Annotated in this window: 15 protein-coding genes, 1 rRNA gene and 1 pseudogene; 14 read left to right on the forward strand and 3 right to left on the reverse strand. The window is 67.6% G+C overall.

Annotation, left to right across the window (positions count from 1 at the left end; translation table 11 throughout):
* Positions 1-175 precede the first annotated feature (175 nt).
* The 3 genes and pseudogenes from rrf (at position 176) to ACFVUS_RS00015 (ending at position 3,777) form a co-directional block, all read left to right on the forward strand.
* Positions 176-292: ribosomal RNA gene (gene rrf / locus ACFVUS_RS00005) — 5S ribosomal RNA — on the forward strand.
* Between the two features lie 1,408 nt (positions 293-1,700).
* Positions 1,701-2,423: pseudogene (locus ACFVUS_RS00010) on the forward strand (hypothetical protein); the annotation flags it as partial.
* 448 nt (positions 2,424-2,871) lie between these two features.
* Positions 2,872-3,777, forward strand: a complete 906-nt coding sequence (locus ACFVUS_RS00015; protein ID WP_387760892.1) for an HAD-IIA family hydrolase — start codon at positions 2,872-2,874, stop codon at positions 3,775-3,777.
* A 96-nt stretch (positions 3,778-3,873) separates the two neighbouring features.
* Here the strand turns inward: ACFVUS_RS00015 and ACFVUS_RS00020 are convergent, their stop codons facing one another.
* A complete protein-coding gene (locus ACFVUS_RS00020; RefSeq protein ID WP_387760893.1) occupies positions 3,874-4,632 on the reverse strand; it encodes a class I SAM-dependent methyltransferase in 759 nt (252 codons plus the stop codon).
* 138 nt (positions 4,633-4,770) lie between these two features.
* On the opposite strand from ACFVUS_RS00020, the gene ACFVUS_RS00025 reads away from it, so the two are divergent.
* Genes ACFVUS_RS00025 through recN form a run of 4 tightly spaced genes read left to right on the forward strand, consistent with a single transcriptional unit; the run spans position 4,771 to position 8,680 of the window.
* Positions 4,771-5,031 (forward strand): hypothetical protein, encoded by a 261-nt coding sequence (locus tag ACFVUS_RS00025; protein WP_387760894.1) that lies wholly within the window; start codon positions 4,771-4,773, stop codon positions 5,029-5,031.
* 1 nt (position 5,032) lies between these two features.
* Positions 5,033-5,971 (forward strand): TlyA family RNA methyltransferase, encoded by a 939-nt coding sequence (locus tag ACFVUS_RS00030; protein WP_387760895.1) that lies wholly within the window; start codon positions 5,033-5,035, stop codon positions 5,969-5,971.
* Positions 5,935-6,930, forward strand: coding sequence for an NAD kinase (locus tag ACFVUS_RS00035; RefSeq protein WP_387765323.1), 996 nt, complete (start codon positions 5,935-5,937; stop codon positions 6,928-6,930). The genes ACFVUS_RS00030 and ACFVUS_RS00035 overlap by 37 nt, the downstream gene beginning before the upstream one ends.
* Entirely contained in the window at positions 6,908-8,680 is a 1,773-nt protein-coding gene (gene recN, locus ACFVUS_RS00040; RefSeq protein WP_387760896.1) for a DNA repair protein RecN, read from the forward strand. The genes ACFVUS_RS00035 and recN overlap by 23 nt, the downstream gene beginning before the upstream one ends.
* A gap of 52 nt (positions 8,681-8,732) precedes the next feature.
* Here recN and ACFVUS_RS00045 read toward each other — a convergent pair whose 3' ends face one another.
* Positions 8,733-9,341, reverse strand: coding sequence for a TetR/AcrR family transcriptional regulator (locus ACFVUS_RS00045; protein ID WP_387760897.1), 609 nt, complete (start codon positions 9,339-9,341; stop codon positions 8,733-8,735).
* Between the two features lie 96 nt (positions 9,342-9,437).
* Here ACFVUS_RS00045 and ACFVUS_RS00050 point away from each other — a divergent pair, with 96 nt between their 5' ends.
* On the forward strand, positions 9,438-9,854 hold the full coding sequence (locus tag ACFVUS_RS00050) for an ester cyclase (protein ID WP_387760898.1): 417 nt from the start codon (positions 9,438-9,440) through the stop codon (positions 9,852-9,854).
* A 32-nt stretch (positions 9,855-9,886) separates the two neighbouring features.
* On the forward strand, positions 9,887-10,141 hold the full coding sequence (locus tag ACFVUS_RS00055) for a hypothetical protein (protein ID WP_387760899.1): 255 nt from the start codon (positions 9,887-9,889) through the stop codon (positions 10,139-10,141).
* Positions 10,142-10,215: 74 nt separating this feature from the next.
* Here the strand turns inward: ACFVUS_RS00055 and ACFVUS_RS00060 are convergent, their stop codons facing one another.
* Complete coding sequence (locus ACFVUS_RS00060) at positions 10,216-10,635, reverse strand: SRPBCC family protein (RefSeq protein WP_375966520.1); 420 nt, start codon at positions 10,633-10,635, stop codon at positions 10,216-10,218.
* 140 nt (positions 10,636-10,775) lie between these two features.
* Here ACFVUS_RS00060 and steA point away from each other — a divergent pair, with 140 nt between their 5' ends.
* The 5 genes from steA to xerD all read left to right on the forward strand — a co-directional run bounded on the left by steA (position 10,776) and on the right by xerD (position 16,711).
* On the forward strand, positions 10,776-11,990 hold the full coding sequence (gene steA, locus ACFVUS_RS00065) for a putative cytokinetic ring protein SteA (RefSeq protein ID WP_387760900.1): 1,215 nt from the start codon (positions 10,776-10,778) through the stop codon (positions 11,988-11,990).
* 7 nt (positions 11,991-11,997) lie between these two features.
* Positions 11,998-12,918: a copper transporter gene (locus ACFVUS_RS00070; RefSeq protein ID WP_387760901.1), complete on the forward strand. Its 921-nt coding sequence runs from the start codon at positions 11,998-12,000 to the stop codon at positions 12,916-12,918.
* 120 nt (positions 12,919-13,038) lie between these two features.
* Positions 13,039-14,757 carry a CTP synthase gene (locus tag ACFVUS_RS00075; protein ID WP_387760902.1) on the forward strand — a complete coding sequence of 573 codons (1,719 nt, stop codon included), beginning with the start codon at positions 13,039-13,041 and terminating at the stop codon, positions 14,755-14,757.
* Between the two features lie 108 nt (positions 14,758-14,865).
* Positions 14,866-15,507 carry an NUDIX domain-containing protein gene (locus ACFVUS_RS00080; RefSeq protein WP_375966526.1) on the forward strand — a complete coding sequence of 214 codons (642 nt, stop codon included), beginning with the start codon at positions 14,866-14,868 and terminating at the stop codon, positions 15,505-15,507.
* Between the two features lie 283 nt (positions 15,508-15,790).
* Positions 15,791-16,711, forward strand: a complete 921-nt coding sequence (gene xerD / locus ACFVUS_RS00085; RefSeq protein ID WP_387765325.1) for a site-specific tyrosine recombinase XerD — start codon at positions 15,791-15,793, stop codon at positions 16,709-16,711.
* Positions 16,712-16,724 lie beyond the last annotated feature (13 nt).

A 16,724-nucleotide genomic window follows, 5' to 3' on the forward strand; every position in this document is an offset into this window, starting at 1 on the left:
TGCGGTAACGCATGCAGGTGACCGGTACTAATAGGCCGAGGACTTACCAACAAAGAAGCTACGCGTCCACTGTGCGGTATCTGAAACAACACACACCGTGTTGAGGGTTCACGCCCTCCACGCGTGTGGGGAGTTTCGGGGGTTAGACCCCCGAACCCCCTTAGTTTCATAGAGTTACGGCGGCTATAGCGGTGGGGAAACGCCCGGTCCCATTCCGAACCCGGAAGCTAAGGCCACCTGCGCCGATGGTACTGCACTCGACAGGGTGTGGGAGAGTAGGACACCGCCGGAACATCCTTCACGAAAGGGGACCCACTCGCTGGGTCCCCTTTCGGCGTTTTACGACCCGGTGCCGCTTGGACGCTCAGCGGTGCGTGATTGAATTTGTGGTGGTGGGAACGTCCCGCCGACCGTCACGCGCGCCAGCGCCGCGGCCGGGTACCGCAGGCAAACTATAGAGAGGGACCACCGTGGCGGAGCACAACGACGGCCGCAAACCTTTCCGCCGTAGTGGCGGATCCGATCGTCCGGAGGGCGGATTCAACCGCGGTGGTCGCGATAACGCGGGCCGCGGGGACGGCGAGCGCGGCGGCTACAACCGCGATTCCGGCGGCAGCCGTGGCGGCTCCGGCGGCCGGGACAACGATCGTGGCGGATTCCGCCGCGACAATGACAGCAATTCCGGTGGGCGCGGCGGCTTCAACCGTGACAGCGACAGCCGAGGCGGCGGCGATAGCCGCGGCGGCTACAACCGCGGTGGCGGTGACAGCCGGGGCGGATTCAATCGTGGCGAGGGCCGCGACAACGATCGCGGTGGATACCGTGGCGGCGAGCGTCGGGAAGGCGATCGCGGCGGATTCAATCGCGGCAGTGACAACCGTGGCGGCGAGCGCGGCGGTTTCAACCGCGGTGGCGACAGCGGCGGCCGGGGCGGCTTCAACCGCGATAACCGTGACGGTGAGCGGGGCGGCTTCAATCGCGGCTCCGACAGCCGTGGCGGCGATAATCGCGGTGGCGAGCGTCGCGACAACGATCGCGGCGGCTTCAGCCGGGGCGGCGACAGCCGTGGCGGTGGCTTCAATCGTGGTGGGGACAGCCGTGGCGATAGCCGTGGTGGTTTCAATCGTGGTGGCGATAGCCGCGGCGGTGAGCGCGGCGGGTTCAACCGCGACAACCGTGATGGCGAACGCGGTGGATTCAACCGCGATCGGGACAATCGCGGTGGTGAGCGCGGTGGCTTCAACCGTGGTTCGGATAACCGTGGTGGGGACAGCCGTGGCGATAGCCGTGGTGGCTTCAATCGCGGTGGCGACAGCCGTGGTGGTGAGCGCGGCGGGTTCAACCGGGACCGTGACGGTGCCGGTCGCGGCGGGTTCAACCGTGACGGCGGTGGTGAGCGCGGTGGCTTCAATCGCGATCGGGATAACCGCGGTGGCGACCGGGATGATCGAAAGAGCTTCGGGCGCAGCAGTTTCGGTGATCGCGGCAATTCCGGTGGCGGGTTCAACCGGGATCGCGGCGATCGTCCCGATCGTGGTGATCGCCCGGATCGGGATCGTTCGGAGCGGTTCGGCAAGTCCGAGCGTTTCGAGAAGCCCGAGCGTTCGCCCCGCGCCGAGGGTGCGGAGAAGCCGGAGCGGTTCGAGCGCACCGAGCGTCCGGAGCGTTCCGAGCGGTCGTTCCCCGGCGGGGATTCGGATCGTCGCCGCGGTGGCGAGGGCGCGCGTGGTCCCGGCGCCCGGGGTGGCGAGCGTCGTGAGGGCCGCCCGGATGAGCCGGAACTCCCCGATGACGTGCAGGCCGCCGATCTCGATCCGGCCGTGCGCCGCGATCTGCTGAGCCTGGACAAGAGCAATGCCGAATCCGTTGCGCGGCACCTGATCATGGTCGCCCAGCTGCTGGACGAGGATCCCGAGCTGGCGCTGGCGCATGCCCGCGCCGCCCGGCAGCGGGCCGGTCGTATCGCCGTCGTGCGCGAAACCGCCGGTGTCGCGGCCTATCACGCGGGTGAGTGGGCCGAGGCGCTGTCCGAGCTGCGTACCGCGCGCCGCATGTCCGGTGGTTCCGGACTGCTCGCGGTGATGGCCGACTGTGAGCGCGGTCTGGGTCGTCCCGAGCGGGCCATCGAATTGGGCCGTAGCGATGAGGCCCGCTTGCTCAAGGGCGATGAGGCCACCGAGCTGCGCATCGTGGTGGCGGGTGCGCGCATGGATCTGGGTCAGTACGACCAGGCCGTGGTCACCCTGCAAACGCCCGAATTGGATCCGGCGCGAACCGGTTCCGCATCGGCCCGGCTGTTCTACGCCTATGCCGAGGCGCTGCTGGCCGCGGGTCGTCGTGAGGAATCGCTGACCTGGTTCATGAACGCGGCGTCCGCCGACGCCGAAGGTGAGACCGACGCCGAGGACCGCGCCACGGACCTGGCCGAGGGCGGTTCGGGCAATAGCTGGACCGCGGACGCCGTCGCAGTGGCTGACGAAGACGATTCCGATGACGAGCCGGACTGGACCGCCCAGGTCGAGGACGGCACCGAGGACGACGAAGACGCCGACGACGAGGATCTCGACGACGAAGACGACGCCGATGTCGACGACGAGGATGACAACGACGCCGACGACGCGGACGATGACGAGGTGAGCGCGGGCAAGCCCGCCGCCGAGTCCTCGAAGCCGGCCGCCACCAAGTCCACTGTGCGATCCGAGGATTCGGCCGCGGACGACGACGAGCAGTAGCGATTCGACAGGATGAACGCGGCACCCGGTCGATATCGGTTGCCGCGCGAAGACAGGCTGTGACATCGGCCTAGTAGGCTGGCCGTCCCCGAATGGGGGCGGCCGACCTGTAGGCCGAAACTTGGGAGAGGGCGGCGATATGCGGCTTCGGGATCGATTCGGCGCACTGCTACTGGATCTGGACGGCACCCTGTATCGCGGACCGGAGGTGATTCCCGGTGCGCCGGAAGCGCTTTCGGTCGCGGGCGACCAGCAGCTGGTCTACGTCACCAACAATGCCAGCCGTTCGGCCCCGGTCGTGGCCGAGCATCTGCGCGAATTGGGTTATCGCGCGGCGGAAGACGAGGTTGTCACCAGCGCGCAGGCAGCCGCCCATATGCTCGCCAAGCGGTTGGAGCCCGGCTCGACGGTGCTGGTCGTCGGCACCGATGATCTGGTCGCCGAGGTGAATGCCGTTGGCTTGGCGCCGATCCGCCGCTTCAACGGCGTCGCGCCCGCCGCGGTCGTGCAGGGCCATTCGCCGCAGACCGCCTGGGCGGATCTGGCCGAGGCCGCCTACGCCCTGCGTGCCGGTGCGCTCTGGGTCGCCTCGAATACCGATGCGACGCTCCCGAACGAGCGTGGCCTCGCACCCGGCAACGGTTCCATGGTCGCCGCGCTGCGCACCGCTTCGGCACGGGAACCGCTCGTGGCGGGCAAACCCTATGCGCCCCTGCTGGAAGACGCGCTGGTGCGCGCCGGAACCCGCGACGCCCTGGTGGTCGGTGATCGCCTCGACACCGATATCGACGGCGCGCACTGCGTCGGCCTCGAATCGTTCATGGTGCTGACCGGCGTGAGCACCCTCGAGGATCTGCGCACCCAGCCCGTCGAGCACCTGCCCACGTACATCGCCGAAACCCTTGACGCCCTGAACCATCCGATCGCCGACGCCGCCCCGGTCATCCCGGGCGAGGGCGACATCACCGAGGTGATCGCCGCCCTGCTCGCCAAGCATCCCGGCCGCGCCATCGCCATCGCGACCCCACCCGCCGCGACGGACTGATCCATCGCGCCCGAACCGACCCAGCCCCGTCATCCCGGCGTGCTTTCGGCCGGGATCCACACCCGTGGGCTGTCACCCTGGTCGAATCCCGAAGACTCAGTTGGGCTTTCGGGCTTCGAACAGGGTGCGCGCGGAGTACGCCTCGAACGGTCCCTGCTCGGTGATCTGCTCGTGCAGTTCGCGCAGCCGATCCCGATACTGGTCCACCGTGAATCCCGGCACCATCCAGATCACCTTGCGCAGGAAGTACACCACCGCGCCGATATCGTTGAACCGCATGGGAAGTCGTTCGGTGCGCGCCTGCACGATCTCCAGTCCGGCGGCGCGTGCCCCGGCGGACTCGAGCTCCGGATCGCGCCCCTTGCGCGCCTCGGGCTGCGGTCCGAGGAAGTATTCGACGACCTCGAAGACGCTGGCCGGCCCGACATGCTGGGCGAAATACACCCCGCCCGGTTCCAGCACCCGCGCGATCTCCTCCCACCAGATGGTGGCCGGATGCCTGCTGGTCACCAGATCGAACGCCTCGTCGGCGAACGGCAGCGGCGGCTCATCGGGATCGGCGACCACCACCGCCCCGCGCGGATGCAGCAGTCGTGTCGCCTTGGCCAGATTCGGCGGCCACGATTCGGTGGCGACCATGGTGCGCGGGAAATGCTCCGCCTCCGCCAGCACCTCGCCGCCCCCGGTTTGAATATCCAGCGCCGCCCGCGCCGTGGTCAGCCGCTGCGCCTGCTGGCGTTGATACCCCCAGGACGGCCGCTCCTCGGTCGCCCGCCCCGCCAGCCAGGAGAAGTCCCATCCGGCGACGGACACCGAATCGGCCTCCGCGATAAGTTCCTCGAAGTTGCGGTCCATTTGCCCGATTCTGCCAGCCGGGTCCACCGATTTTCCGGACCCGCGCGCTCGCCGAGGGCGATCGGACACACCGGGTGAACCTCGTGGGCTGGATACTGTTCGAATGCGAGTTCGGGTAGCGTTGACGCCACGATGAGTATGCCCACGTCTAATCCGCAGCAGCCCGCGCCGGCTCCCCGTCCGGGGATGCCGCTGCCGGGCCAGCATATGGCGGGTGCGAATCAGGAATTCGCCGATCCGGTGCGGGTGCGCGCGGAGGTGGACGCGCTGCTGGCCGAATTGTCGGCGGGGGCGCGGGATTCGGCGTCCGACGGCACGGATCTGGTGCGGCGCGCCAGGATTCTGGAGCAGGCGCACGATGTGCTGGTGCACGCACTCGCAACGGTGGACAAGATCTGAGGTGGCCAGGCGCGCACGGGTGGACGCGGAATTGGTTCGCCGCGGATTGGCGCGATCGCGGGAACACGCGGTCGAGCTGATCAGCGCGGGCCGCGTCCTGATCAATGGAAGTGTGGCCACCAAACCGGCGACGGGGGTGGAGACCGCGGCCGCGCTGCTGGTTCGCGATGAGCCCGATGAGGTGCAGTGGGCCTCGCGTGGCGCGCACAAGTTACTCGGCGCGCTGGCGGCGTTCGAAGCCGAAGGCGTTTCCGTGGACGGTAAGCGCTGTCTGGACGCGGGCGCGTCGACCGGCGGTTTCACCGATGTGCTGCTGTCCAAGGGCGCGAAGGAAGTCGTTGCCGCGGATGTCGGCTACGGACAGCTGATTTGGCGTCTGCAGAACGACGACCGGGTAAAAGTGCACGACCGCACCAATGTTCGCGCGCTGACCCCCGAACTCATCGGCGGCACAGTCGATGTGGTGGTCGCGGATCTGTCGTTCATCTCACTCGCACTGGTGTTGCCCGCGCTCGCGGCCTGCTGTGCGCCCGGGGCGGATCTGCTGCCCATGGTGAAGCCGCAGTTCGAGGTCGGTAAGGATCGGCTCGGATCCGGTGGCGTGGTGCGGGATCCGGCGTTGCGCGCGGAGACGGTGCGCGAGGTGGCGGCCGCCGCGGCCAAGCTTGGCCTGCGCACCATGGGCGTGACGGCGAGCCCGCTGCCCGGTCCGTCCGGGAATGTCGAGTACTTCCTGTGGTTGCGCAAGCAAGTGGCGGAATCGGCCGCCGCGCAGGAAGACACCGCGAAGTCCGATGGCGTTCGCGCCGTCGATGACAGTTTGTCGGTGCCGGGCGATACGGTGTCCGCTGCGAGCTCTGTCCCCGCCGCATACAGTGCGGAGGAACAGGCTCGGGTGGCGGCATTGATCGATCGGGCGGTTCAGGAGGGACCACAGTGAATTCGCGGGGCGCCGCACGGGAGATCCTGCTGGTCGCGCATCCCGGCCGGTCCGAGATCACCGAGACCGCGCATCGGGTGGCCAAGATCTTCGCCGAGGCGGGCATCTGCCTGCGGGTGCTGGAGGACGAGGCCTACAGCACGCGTTTCGATCTCGACGATGCCGGTGCGGCGGACGGGTATCCGGTGCGCGTGATGGCGCACGGTCCGGACGCGGCGGTCGGCTGCGAGATGGTGCTGGCATTGGGCGGTGACGGCACGTTCCTGCGCGCCGCCGAGCTGGCGCGCGATGCCTCGGTGCCGGTGCTGGGAATCAACCTGGGCCGCATCGGTTTTCTCACCGAGGCCGAGGCGGAACATCTCGACGAGGCGCTATCGCAGGTGGTGCGCGGCGACTACACCCTCGAAACCCGGATGACCATCGATGTCCGGGTGCGCGTCGAGGATGAGATCGTCGAGAGCGGCTGGGCGTTGAACGAGGCCAGTATCGAAAACGCCGCGCGCATGGGCGTTCTCGAAGTGGTGCTGGAGGTGGACGGGCGACCGGTCTCCTCCTTCGGCTGCGATGGTGTGCTGATCGCCACCCCGACCGGTTCGACGGCATACGCCTTCTCGGCGGGTGGTCCGGTGGTGTGGCCCGAACTCGAAGCGCTGCTGGTGATTCCGAGCAACGCGCACGCGCTGTTCGCGCGGCCCCTGGTCACCAGCCCGGAGTCGCGCATAGCGGTGGAAACCGTTGCGACGGGCCATGATGCAATAGTTTTCCTGGACGGCCGACGCACCCTCGCATTGCCGCGGGGCGGCCGGGTCGAGGCGGTCCGCGGGGCCGAACCGGTGCGCTGGGTGCGCTTGGATTCCGCACCCTTCGCAGACCGGATGGTGCGCAAGTTCCAGTTACCCGTGACAGGCTGGCGAGGCCGACGGACGGAGAGCACGAGTGCTGACAGAGATCAGGATTGACGGGCTGGGCGTAATTTCCACCGCCACCGCGCAATTCCATGAAGGTTTGACCGTTTTGACCGGTGAGACCGGTGCGGGCAAGACCATGGTGGTCACGAGCCTGCACCTGCTCAGCGGCGCCCGCGCCGATGCGGGCCGGGTGCGGCTCGGTGCGTCCCGCGCACTGGTGGAGGGACGCTTCACCGTGGACGCGGTCCACGAGGGGGCGGTCTCCGAGGTCAAGGAGGTGATGGAAGCCTCCGGCGCCGAACACGATGACGACGGCAGTGTCATCGCCGTGCGCACCGTCGGCAGTGACGGCCGCTCGCGCGCGCATCTGGGCGGGCGCAGCGTGCCCGCCTCGGTGCTGTCGGATTTCACGACACCGTTGCTCACCGTGCACGGCCAGAACGATCAGTTGCGGTTGCAGCGGCCGGATCAGCAGTTGCACGCGCTGGACCAGTTCGCCGGTGACGGTGTGGCGGCGCTGCTCACCAAATATCAGAAGGCGCGCAAGAGTTGGCTCGAGGCGCGCAATCAGTTGCTCGAACGCACCGCGCGCAGTCGCGAATTGGCCCTCGAGGCCGATCACCTGACCCAGTCTTTGAACGAAATCGACGCCATCGCACCGGAACCCGGTGAGGATGAGCGCCTGGTCGCCGAGGTGCGCAGGCTCTCGGATCTGGATTCGCTGCGTGAGGCCGCCTCCGCCGCGCATGACGCGCTCGCCGGTCCCTCCGACACCCCGGGCGAAGGATCGGGTGCGCTGGAACTGCTCGGCGGTGCGCGCGCTCGGCTGGATACGGCCGAGGACCCCGCGCTGACCGCACTGGCTCCCCGTCTGGGCGAAGCGATTTCGGTGGTGGTGGATCTGGCCACCGAGCTCAGTTCGTATCTGTCGGATCTGCCGTCCGATCCGGGCGCGCTGGATTCCATGCTCACCCGCCAGGCCGAATTGAAGTCCCTCACCAGGAAATACGCGCCCGATATCGACGGGGTCATCGCGTGGGCGGATCAGTCCCGCACCCGGCTGGAATCCCTGGATGTCTCCGAGGAGGCCCTCGCGGCGCTGGCCGCGGAGGTCGAGACGGCGGCGGAGAAGGTGCGCGAGGCCGCGCGCAAACTCACGGTCGCCCGTTCCAAGGCGGCGGGCAAGCTCGCCGGCGCCGTCAGTACCGAACTCGGCGGTCTGGCCATGGGCCGCGCCAAGCTCGAGGTCGGTGTGCGGCCGATGCCCGCGGGGGTGCAGGATTCCGCACCGCTGCTGGTCGACGGTCAGGAACTGCATGCCGGTTCCACCGGTGTGGACGAGGTGGAGTTCCGGCTCGCCGCGCATTCGGGCGCACAGCCGCTGCCGTTGAGCCGCAGCGCTTCCGGCGGTGAGCTCTCGCGCATCATGCTCGCGCTGGAAGTGGTGCTGGCCAGCTCCGAACACGGCACCACCATGGTTTTCGATGAGGTCGACGCCGGTGTCGGTGGTCGCGCCGCGGTCGAAATCGGCCGTCGCCTGGCCCGATTGGCGCGCACCCACCAGGTCATCGTGGTCACCCACCTCGCCCAGGTCGCGGCCTTCGCCGACACCCACCTGGTGGTCGACAAGGTCGATGACGGCAAGGGCGTGAAATCCGGTGTCCGCGCGCTGACCCGTGATGAGCGCGTGGTCGAACTCGCCCGCATGCTCGCGGGCCTGGACGACACCGAAACCGGCCGCGCCCACGCGTGGGAGCTGCTGACCACGGCTGACGCCGAAAAGGTCACCGCCGCAAGCTGAGTCGAATCTCGGTCCGGCGGAGCACCCCTCGTGCTCCGCCGGACCTTTGTGTTCAATCGGGCTGGGGGGCTTGACCTTCGGCTTCGGCCAGGGCCTGCTGGACCAGGGCCTGGGCCGACCAGACCATGAGGTCGGTCGCGGCCTCGGCGTCCAGGCCGCAGGTGTCCCGGGTGCTGACGATGGCCTCCACGCCGAAGACCAGGCCGACCGCGTTGACGAGGCGATCCATCTGTTCGGGGGTGAGCCGATCGTTCAGCGGTTCCAGGGCGGCGCGGGCCAGGGCGAGCCGGGTGTTGCCGCGCACCGGGACGCGTTCGGCCTCGGGCAGATCGCGCTGTTCGAACCAGCGTTCCAGGGTGGCGCGCAGGATATTGCGCCAGAGCGCTTCGTCGGTGAACTGCATTTCGGCGGTGCGCCGCACCATGGCGCCGATGCGTTCGGACGGGCCGCCCTCGAGTTCGTCCAGGACCCGGAAGAAGTCCTGGCGGCGCGTCTGCTGCTGGCTGGCCATATCGGCCCACAGTGATTGCGGGTTGGGGAAGTACCGGTAGGCGGTGGCGGGGGAGACCCGCGCGGCCTCGGCCACCTCGGCGATGGTCGGTTGTCTGCCCTCCTTGGCAAGGGTGATCGCCGCGTCGATCAGTGCCTCGCGGGTTCGCATTTTCTGATTTTGTCGTCCAGTCGTGAGAAATTTCTCTTGACGTGAGAAACTCATCTCACGAAGATAGCAGAATCTCACAAACAGGAGGGACCGGTTATGAATCGGGATGAGATGGACGCGCTCTTCACTCGGCACGCGAACGCGGAGGCGGCGAAGAACGTCCCCGCGATCATGGAAACGCTCGCACCGGGCGTGGAACATGACGTGGTCGGCGATCCGAGCGGGGTGCTGCACGACAGGGAGGCGATCGGGCAGCGCTACCAGGATCTTTTCGATCAGCTCGACGAGGACAAGTTCGAAAACGTGCGCCGCTACTACGGCGACGACTTCATGGTCGACGAATCCCATTGGTACGGCCGGGTTCCCGGCTCGTTCATGGGGATTCCCGGCGGCAACAAGCAGATCGATTTCCGGATTCTGCATGTCTGCGAGTTCAAGGACGGTCGCATGAGCCGCGAGAACGTCTGGCTCGATGTGGCGGCCATCATGCAGCAGCTCGCACCCGCCCAGTAATGAAACTTCCAGCCCTACAGAAAGATTCGACCATGTCGCACATCACCAGACTCGCCGCCGCCGCACTCTGCGCCGGTGCTCTCGTCACCGGGGCCGCCGCCACCGCGACCGCCGGCCCGTTCGATTCCGGCAGCGGCCAGGTGGCCCAGCCGGGCCAGAATTCGCGGGGCCCGTTCGAAAGCCTGGCCGAATGCCTGGGCCGCGGTAACCGCGGTATGGACAACGGGGAATGGAACGACTACGACTGCGTCGGTTCCTACGGTTCCTACTACATTCAGCCGAAGTAGTTCCGGCCGAACGGCTTTCGGAACGAGAACGGCCCGCGGAGCGACTCCGCGGGCCGTTCGCCGTACGTGTGTGACTACTTGACGGCCTTGCGGACGCCACCGAGGAACACGTTGATCAGGCTCTTGAGACCGGCTTCGAGCACCTTGGCGGGCACGGGCAGGCTGGGGTCCGATTCCATCGTGTAGACGACGCGGGTGCCGCCGGGGGCATCGGCGAAGGTGATGGTGCCGACGTGCCGCTTCACCGGCGCGCCCTTGACGACCCGGTAGACCATGCGCTCGCCGGGGACGAGTTCGGTGGTCTCCTCGGTGATGCCGAGTCCGGCGAGTCCGAGCAGGTACTGCGCGCCGACGCCGGACGGGCTGCCGATGCCCGGCTTCTTGAGCGAGATCTGAATCGGCAGATAGGAGCTGAGGGCATCGCGATCAGCGAAGAGCTGGTAGACGCGGTCGCGCGAAGCGGGCAGGACAGTATCAACGGTGGTGCTGGCCATAACGGTGGGTCTCCTCTCGAACCGTTGTCCGGAGCATATACTTACCCGTTGGTAAGGACACACTTCTGACTGGGACAATCCACTCGCGGACCGGCGCGCCTCCACCAAAGGTTGAGGGTTTGCGGTAATGATCGATCGTTATGAAGATGCTGGCCCTGCTGTCGCGTAACACCGAAACGCTGCCCGGGATCTCCGGGATGGCCCGGGTCGACCGCAATACCAGGCGTCTGCTGCAACGCATCGGACCCGGTGACGTGGCCGTTCTGGACGAGATGGACCTGGATCGGCTCACCGCCGACCGGCTCGTCGAGGCCGGGGTCGCGGCGGTCGTCAACGCCTCACCCTCGATCTCCGGTCGCTATCCTAACTTGGGCCCGGAAGTCTTGGTGGCCAATGGGATTCTGCTCATCGACGCGCTCAGCAACGATGTCTTCACCAAGATCAAGGACGGCGCGAAGGTTCGCATCGACGGCAGCGTCATCTTCGCCGACCGGGCGGTCAAGAAGGAGCCCGAGGCGCTGATCGAGGGCATCGAGCTCACCGAGGCCTCGATCGCCGAGCGCATGATCGAGGCCCGCAACGGCCTGGCCGATCATCTGGAAGCGTTCGCGGGCAACACGATCGAGTTCATTCGCACCGAGAGCTCACTGCTCATCGACGGCATCGGGGTGCCCGAGGTCGCGCTGGACATGAAGAAGCGCCACGTCGTGGTGGTGGGCGACGGACCCGATCACGCCGAGGATCTCAAGCGCATCAAACCGTTCATCAAGGAGTACGCGCCGGTGCTCATCGGCGTCGGTCGCGGTGCGGATACCTTGACCCGCAATGGATATCGCCCCGATCTGATCGTCGGCGATCCGGAGGAGATCACCGCCACCACGCTCAAATGCGGGGCCGAGGTGATCCTGCCCGCCGATACCGACGGGCACGCAAAGGGTTTGGAGCGCATCCAGGATCTGGGTATCGGCGCGACCACCTTCCCGTCCTCCGGCGCGGCCGCCGATCTGGCACTGCTGCTGGCCGACCATCACGGCGCGAGCCTGATCGTCACCGCCGGTGCGGCCGTCTCGCTCGACGAGTTCTTCGATCGCGGCCGCCGCGATTCCAACCCGGCCACCTTTCTGACCCGGTTGAAGATCGGCACCAAGCTGATGGACGCGAAAGCCGTTGCGGCGCTGTACCGGCACCGCGGTTCGGGCTGGGCCGTCGCACTGGTGGTGCTGGCCGCGCTGGTCGCGTTGATCGTGGCGGTGCTGGCCACGCATATGGGCGGTGAGGTCACCGACTGGATCGCGGACACCTGGCATCGCGGCGGTCACTGGATACAGGCCCAGCTCGATCGCCACGTGAAATAGGGGACGCATGATTTCCTTTCGGCACCACGCGGTTTCGATCGCGGCCGTCTTCCTGGCGCTGGCGCTCGGCGTGGTGCTCGGCACCCGCACGCACAGCGACGGCTTCTTTCCCGGCTCCGCGGACAAACAGCGCGCCGATGCGCTGAGTTCCGAGAACGCCAGGCTCACAGAGCAATTGAAGGCCGCGGATGATTTCCTGACCGGTTCGGCGGCCAAGGTGCTCGCGGGCAGCCTCGGCAGTAAATCGGTGCTGGTATTCACCACCCCCGACGCCGACAACGCCGATGCGGATGCCGTCGCCAATTCGCTGACCGCCGCCGGGGCCACCGTCACCGGCCGGGTCGCGCTCACCGGCGCGTTCACCGACTCCGCCGAGGGCGATCGCCTGCGCACCGCGCTCACCAATGTCGTTCCGGCGGGCGCGAAATTGCAGATCGACGCCGCCGATCAGGGCAGTCTCGGCGGGGATCTGCTCGGCCAGGTGCTGCTCACCGATCCGGTGAGCAATCAGCCGCGCGGTACCGACCAGGAACGCGGGCTGGCGCTCGAGACCCTGCGCGGCGGCGGCTTCCTGACCTTCGGAGAGGTGCATCCCGCGCAATTGGCCGTGGTGGTCACCGGGGACGGCGCTCGCGCGGATGAGAACAATCGCGGCACCATCGTCGCCAGGTTCGCCGGTGGTTTGCGGGCGCACAGTGCGGGTGTGGTGCTCGCGGGTCGCTACGGTGCCGCCGAAGGCCCCGGACCCATTGCCGTGGCACGCGATGAAGCCCCCTTGGCGACCATCACCACCGTCGACAACGTGGATCACGCCATCGGCCGCATCACCACCGTGCTCGGCCTCACCGAGCAGCTGAACGGTGGTACCGGGCGATACGGCACCGGTGCCAGGGCGACCTCGCTCACAGTCGTCGCCATGCCGCGCTGACCGATTCGCGAGCAGCGCGGGCGATATCGGCGCTACCGCCGGGCAAGCGGATGCGAACGCGACCGGCGAGCGCGCGTGGCATTCGATCGGCATCCGCAAGACGTGTTACCGTGAAGTCCCGTGGGTCAATCACGGATTCCGGCGCGCGCGGCCACGAAACACATCTTCGTCAGCGGTGGCGTTGCCTCTTCACTCGGTAAGGGTCTGACCGCCTCCAGCCTCGGTCAGCTGCTTACGTCACGCGGTCTGCGCGTGACGATGCAGAAGTTGGATCCGTACCTGAACGTCGATCCCGGCACCATGAACCCTTTCCAGCACGGTGAGGTGTTCGTGACCGAGGACGGCGCGGAGACGGACCTCGACGTGGGTCATTACGAACGCTTCCTCGATCGCGATCTGTCGCAGGACGCGAATGTCACCACGGGGCAGATCTATTCGACCGTCATCGCCAAGGAGCGGCGCGGCGAATACCTCGGTGACACGGTGCAGGTCATCCCGCACATCACCGATGAGATCAAGAATCGCATTCTGGCCATGTCCGCACCCGATCTACACGGTCAGGTTCCGGACGTGGTCATCACCGAAATCGGTGGCACGGTCGGCGATATCGAATCGCAGCCGTTCCTCGAGGCGGCACGGCAGATCCGGCACGATGTGGGCCGGGACAACTGCTTCTTCCTGCACGTTTCGCTGGTGCCCTACCTGGGTCCCTCGGGCGAGCTGAAGACCAAGCCGACTCAGCATTCGGTGGCGGCGCTGCGCAATATCGGTATCCAGCCCGATGCGCTGATCCTGCGTTGCGACCGCGAGGTGCCGCAGCCGCTCAAGAACAAGATCGCGCTCATGTGCGATGTCGAGGTGGACGCCTGCATTTCCACCCCGGACGCGCCGTCGATCTACGACATCCCCAAGGTGCTGCACCGCGAGGGCCTGGACGCGTACGTGGTGCGCCGTCTCGGGCTGCCGTTCCGCGATGTGGACTGGACCGTCTGGGGCGGGCTGCTGGATCGGGTACACAACCCGCGCGAGCAGGTCACCGTGGCGCTGGTCGGCAAGTACGTCGATCTGCCGGACGCGTACCTCTCGGTCACCGAGGCGTTGCGTGCGGGCGGTTTCGCCGCCAAGGCGAAGGTGAATATCCGCTGGGTGCAGTCCGATGAGTGCGAGACCCCGGCCGGTGCGCAAGCGCATCTGGCCGATGTCGACGCGGTGCTCATTCCGGGCGGGTTCGGCATCCGCGGTATCGAGGGCAAGGTGGGTGCGATCAATTACGCGCGCACCCACGGCATTCCGACCCTCGGCCTGTGCCTTGGCATGCAGTGCATGGTGATCGAGGCGGCGCGGTCGGTGGGTCTGACCGATGCCAACTCGACCGAGTTCGAGCCCGATGTGAAGTACCCGGTCATCTCGACCATGGCCGATCAGCAGCAGGCCGTGGCCGGTGAGGCCGATCTGGGCGGCACCATGCGTCTGGGTGCGTACCCGGCGGTGCTCGAGGCCGGTTCGGTGGTGGCGCAGGCGTACGGTGCCACCGAGGTGTCCGAGCGGCACCGGCATCGTTACGAGGTGAACAACTCCTTCCGCGACAAGATCGCCAAGAGCGGACTGAAGTTCAGCGGCACCTCGCCGGACGGCAACCTGGTGGAGTTCGTCGAGCTACCGGCGGACAAGCATCCGTTCTTCGTCGCCACGCAGGCGCATCCGGAGCTCAAGTCGCGGCCGACGCGCCCGCATCCGCTGTTCGCGGCGCTCATCGCGGCGGCGCTGGATTACAAGCTCGCCGAACAGCTTCCGGTGGAGATTCCGGAAGCCGCCGAGGGCGAGAAAGTGACCAGCTGACGTTCGTACGTCGAAATACGGCCCGGCGGAGCGGGTTCCCGATGGTGGGAACCCATTTCCGCCGGGTCGTCGGCGTTTCGCGGTCCGATCGACAGATAAGGTTGCCCCATGGCTGAATCCGCGCCCGGAACACATGAATTCGATACCGTCTCGAGCCGCACCGTGTACTCGGGGGCGATTCTGGCGCTGCGGCTGGATCAGGTCGTCATGCCCGGCGGGAAGGTCGCCGAACGCGAGGTGATCGAACACCACGCCGCGGTCGCCGTCGCGGCGGTGGACGAGGACGACAATGTGGTGCTGATCAACCAGTATCGGCATCCGGTGGGGCGGCGGCTGCTGGAGTTGCCCGCCGGACTGCTGGACAAGCAGGGCGAGGATCCCCTCGAGGCCGCCAAGCGTGAGCTGGCCGAGGAAACCGGGCTGGCCGCGCGGGAATGGTCGGTGCTGGTCGATATCGCGCTCTCGCCCGGTTTCACCGATGAGGCGCTGCGCATCTACCTGGCCTCCGGCCTCTACGAAACCGACCGCCCCGAACCCGAATTGGAAGAGGCGGACATCCAACTCCTGCGCGTCCCCCTCGCCGAAGCCGTCCGCGCCGCCCTCGCCGGTGAGATCACCAACGCCACCGCCGTAGCCGGCGTGACAGCCCTGATGACCGCCCGCGCCACCGGAGCCGAACTCCGCCCCGCCGACGCCCCCTGGCCGGGCCTGCCCACCGCCTTCCTGGAACGCAAAGCGGCCCAGAGCTAATCGCTCGCGGCAAGACTGCCCGGCGGAGCCGCCCTCGTCATCCCGGCATGCTTTTGGCCGGGATCCACACCGGCAGCGCATCAGCCAATTGTGTGGATCCCGGCCAAAAACGCGCCGGGATGACGGAAGTCGTCTGTCGGCGCGGGGGTTTACGCGCCTCATGGCGGAAGGTGTCTGCCAGGGTGGGGTGTTCGCGCGCCTCATGGCGGAGGCCTGTGCGCCGGGCCGCGCCGGATTTGTCGTGGTGCGGCTGACTGTCGGTGGCTGCTGCCATGATGTCTGCGTGCTGAGCCGCGAGATCGACGCCTACCTCGACCATTTGACGGTCGAGCGGGGTGCGGCGCGCAATACGCTGTCGGCGTATCGGCGGGATCTGGTGCGGTACCGCGGGTTTCTGGAGGGGCGCGGAATCGATACCCTGGCGCGGGTTTCCGAGCAGGATATCGCCGATTTCATGGTGTCCATGCGGTCGGGGGATGCCGATCATCCGGCGCTGGCGGCGAGTTCGGCCTCGCGGGCGCTGGTGGCGGTGCGCGGGCTGCACCGGTTCTCGGCGGCGGAGGGCATTATCGAGGCGGATGTGGCGCATCCGGTCAAACCGCCCTCGCCGGCGCGGCGATTACCCAAAGCGCTGCCGTACGACCAGATTTCGCGCCTGCTCGATGCCACGGGCGGGGAGAGCGCCGAGGCTCCGCGCGGTCTGCGCGATCGGGCGCTGCTGGAACTGCTGTACTCCACCGGCGCGCGCATCTCGGAGATGGTCGGGCTGGATGTCGACGATATCGACGCCGCCGAACGCGCGGTGCTGTTGCGCGGCAAGGGCGGTAAGCAGCGCGTGGTCCCCATCGGCCGCCCCGCCTTGGCCGCCGTGGACAACTATCTGGTTCGGGGCCGCCCGGCGCTCGCGGTGCGCGGCAAGGGCAATCCCGCGCTGTTCCTGAACCATCGCGGCGGCCGACTATCGCGCCAAACAGCTTGGCAGATACTGCATTCCGCCGCCGAGCGGGCGGGTATCGCCGCGCACGTGTCCCCGCATACGCTGCGCCATTCCTTCGCCACCCACCTGCTGGACGGTGGCGCGGATGTCCGTGTCGTGCAGGAACTGCTGGGCCACGCCTCGGTGACGACCACGCAGATCTACACCTTGGTCACCGTCGGCACGCTGCACGAGGTGTGGGCCACCGCTCATCCGCGCGCCCGCTAGGCCGTCCGGGCGC

Source organism: Nocardia sp. NPDC058058 (assembly GCF_042885355.1).
In the GTDB taxonomy this organism is placed as follows: domain Bacteria; phylum Actinomycetota; class Actinomycetes; order Mycobacteriales; family Mycobacteriaceae; genus Nocardia.

Excerpts from the sequence above, each read along its gene's own strand:
- ACFVUS_RS00015 (WP_387760892.1), top strand. The coding sequence starts at position 2,872 with ATGCGGCTTCGGGATCGATTCGGCGCACTGCTACTGGATCTGGACGGC.
- ACFVUS_RS00020 (WP_387760893.1), bottom strand. The coding sequence starts at position 4,632 with ATGGACCGCAACTTCGAGGAACTTATCGCGGAGGCCGATTCGGTGTCC.
- ACFVUS_RS00025 (WP_387760894.1), top strand. The coding sequence starts at position 4,771 with ATGCCCACGTCTAATCCGCAGCAGCCCGCGCCGGCTCCCCGTCCGGGG.
- ACFVUS_RS00045 (WP_387760897.1), bottom strand. The coding sequence starts at position 9,341 with ATGCGAACCCGCGAGGCACTGATCGACGCGGCGATCACCCTTGCCAAG.
- ACFVUS_RS00050 (WP_387760898.1), top strand. The coding sequence starts at position 9,438 with ATGAATCGGGATGAGATGGACGCGCTCTTCACTCGGCACGCGAACGCG.
- ACFVUS_RS00055 (WP_387760899.1), top strand. The coding sequence starts at position 9,887 with ATGTCGCACATCACCAGACTCGCCGCCGCCGCACTCTGCGCCGGTGCT.
- ACFVUS_RS00060 (WP_375966520.1), bottom strand. The coding sequence starts at position 10,635 with ATGGCCAGCACCACCGTTGATACTGTCCTGCCCGCTTCGCGCGACCGC.
- steA (WP_387760900.1), top strand. The coding sequence starts at position 10,776 with ATGAAGATGCTGGCCCTGCTGTCGCGTAACACCGAAACGCTGCCCGGG.
- ACFVUS_RS00070 (WP_387760901.1), top strand. The coding sequence starts at position 11,998 with ATGATTTCCTTTCGGCACCACGCGGTTTCGATCGCGGCCGTCTTCCTG.
- ACFVUS_RS00080 (WP_375966526.1), top strand. The coding sequence starts at position 14,866 with ATGGCTGAATCCGCGCCCGGAACACATGAATTCGATACCGTCTCGAGC.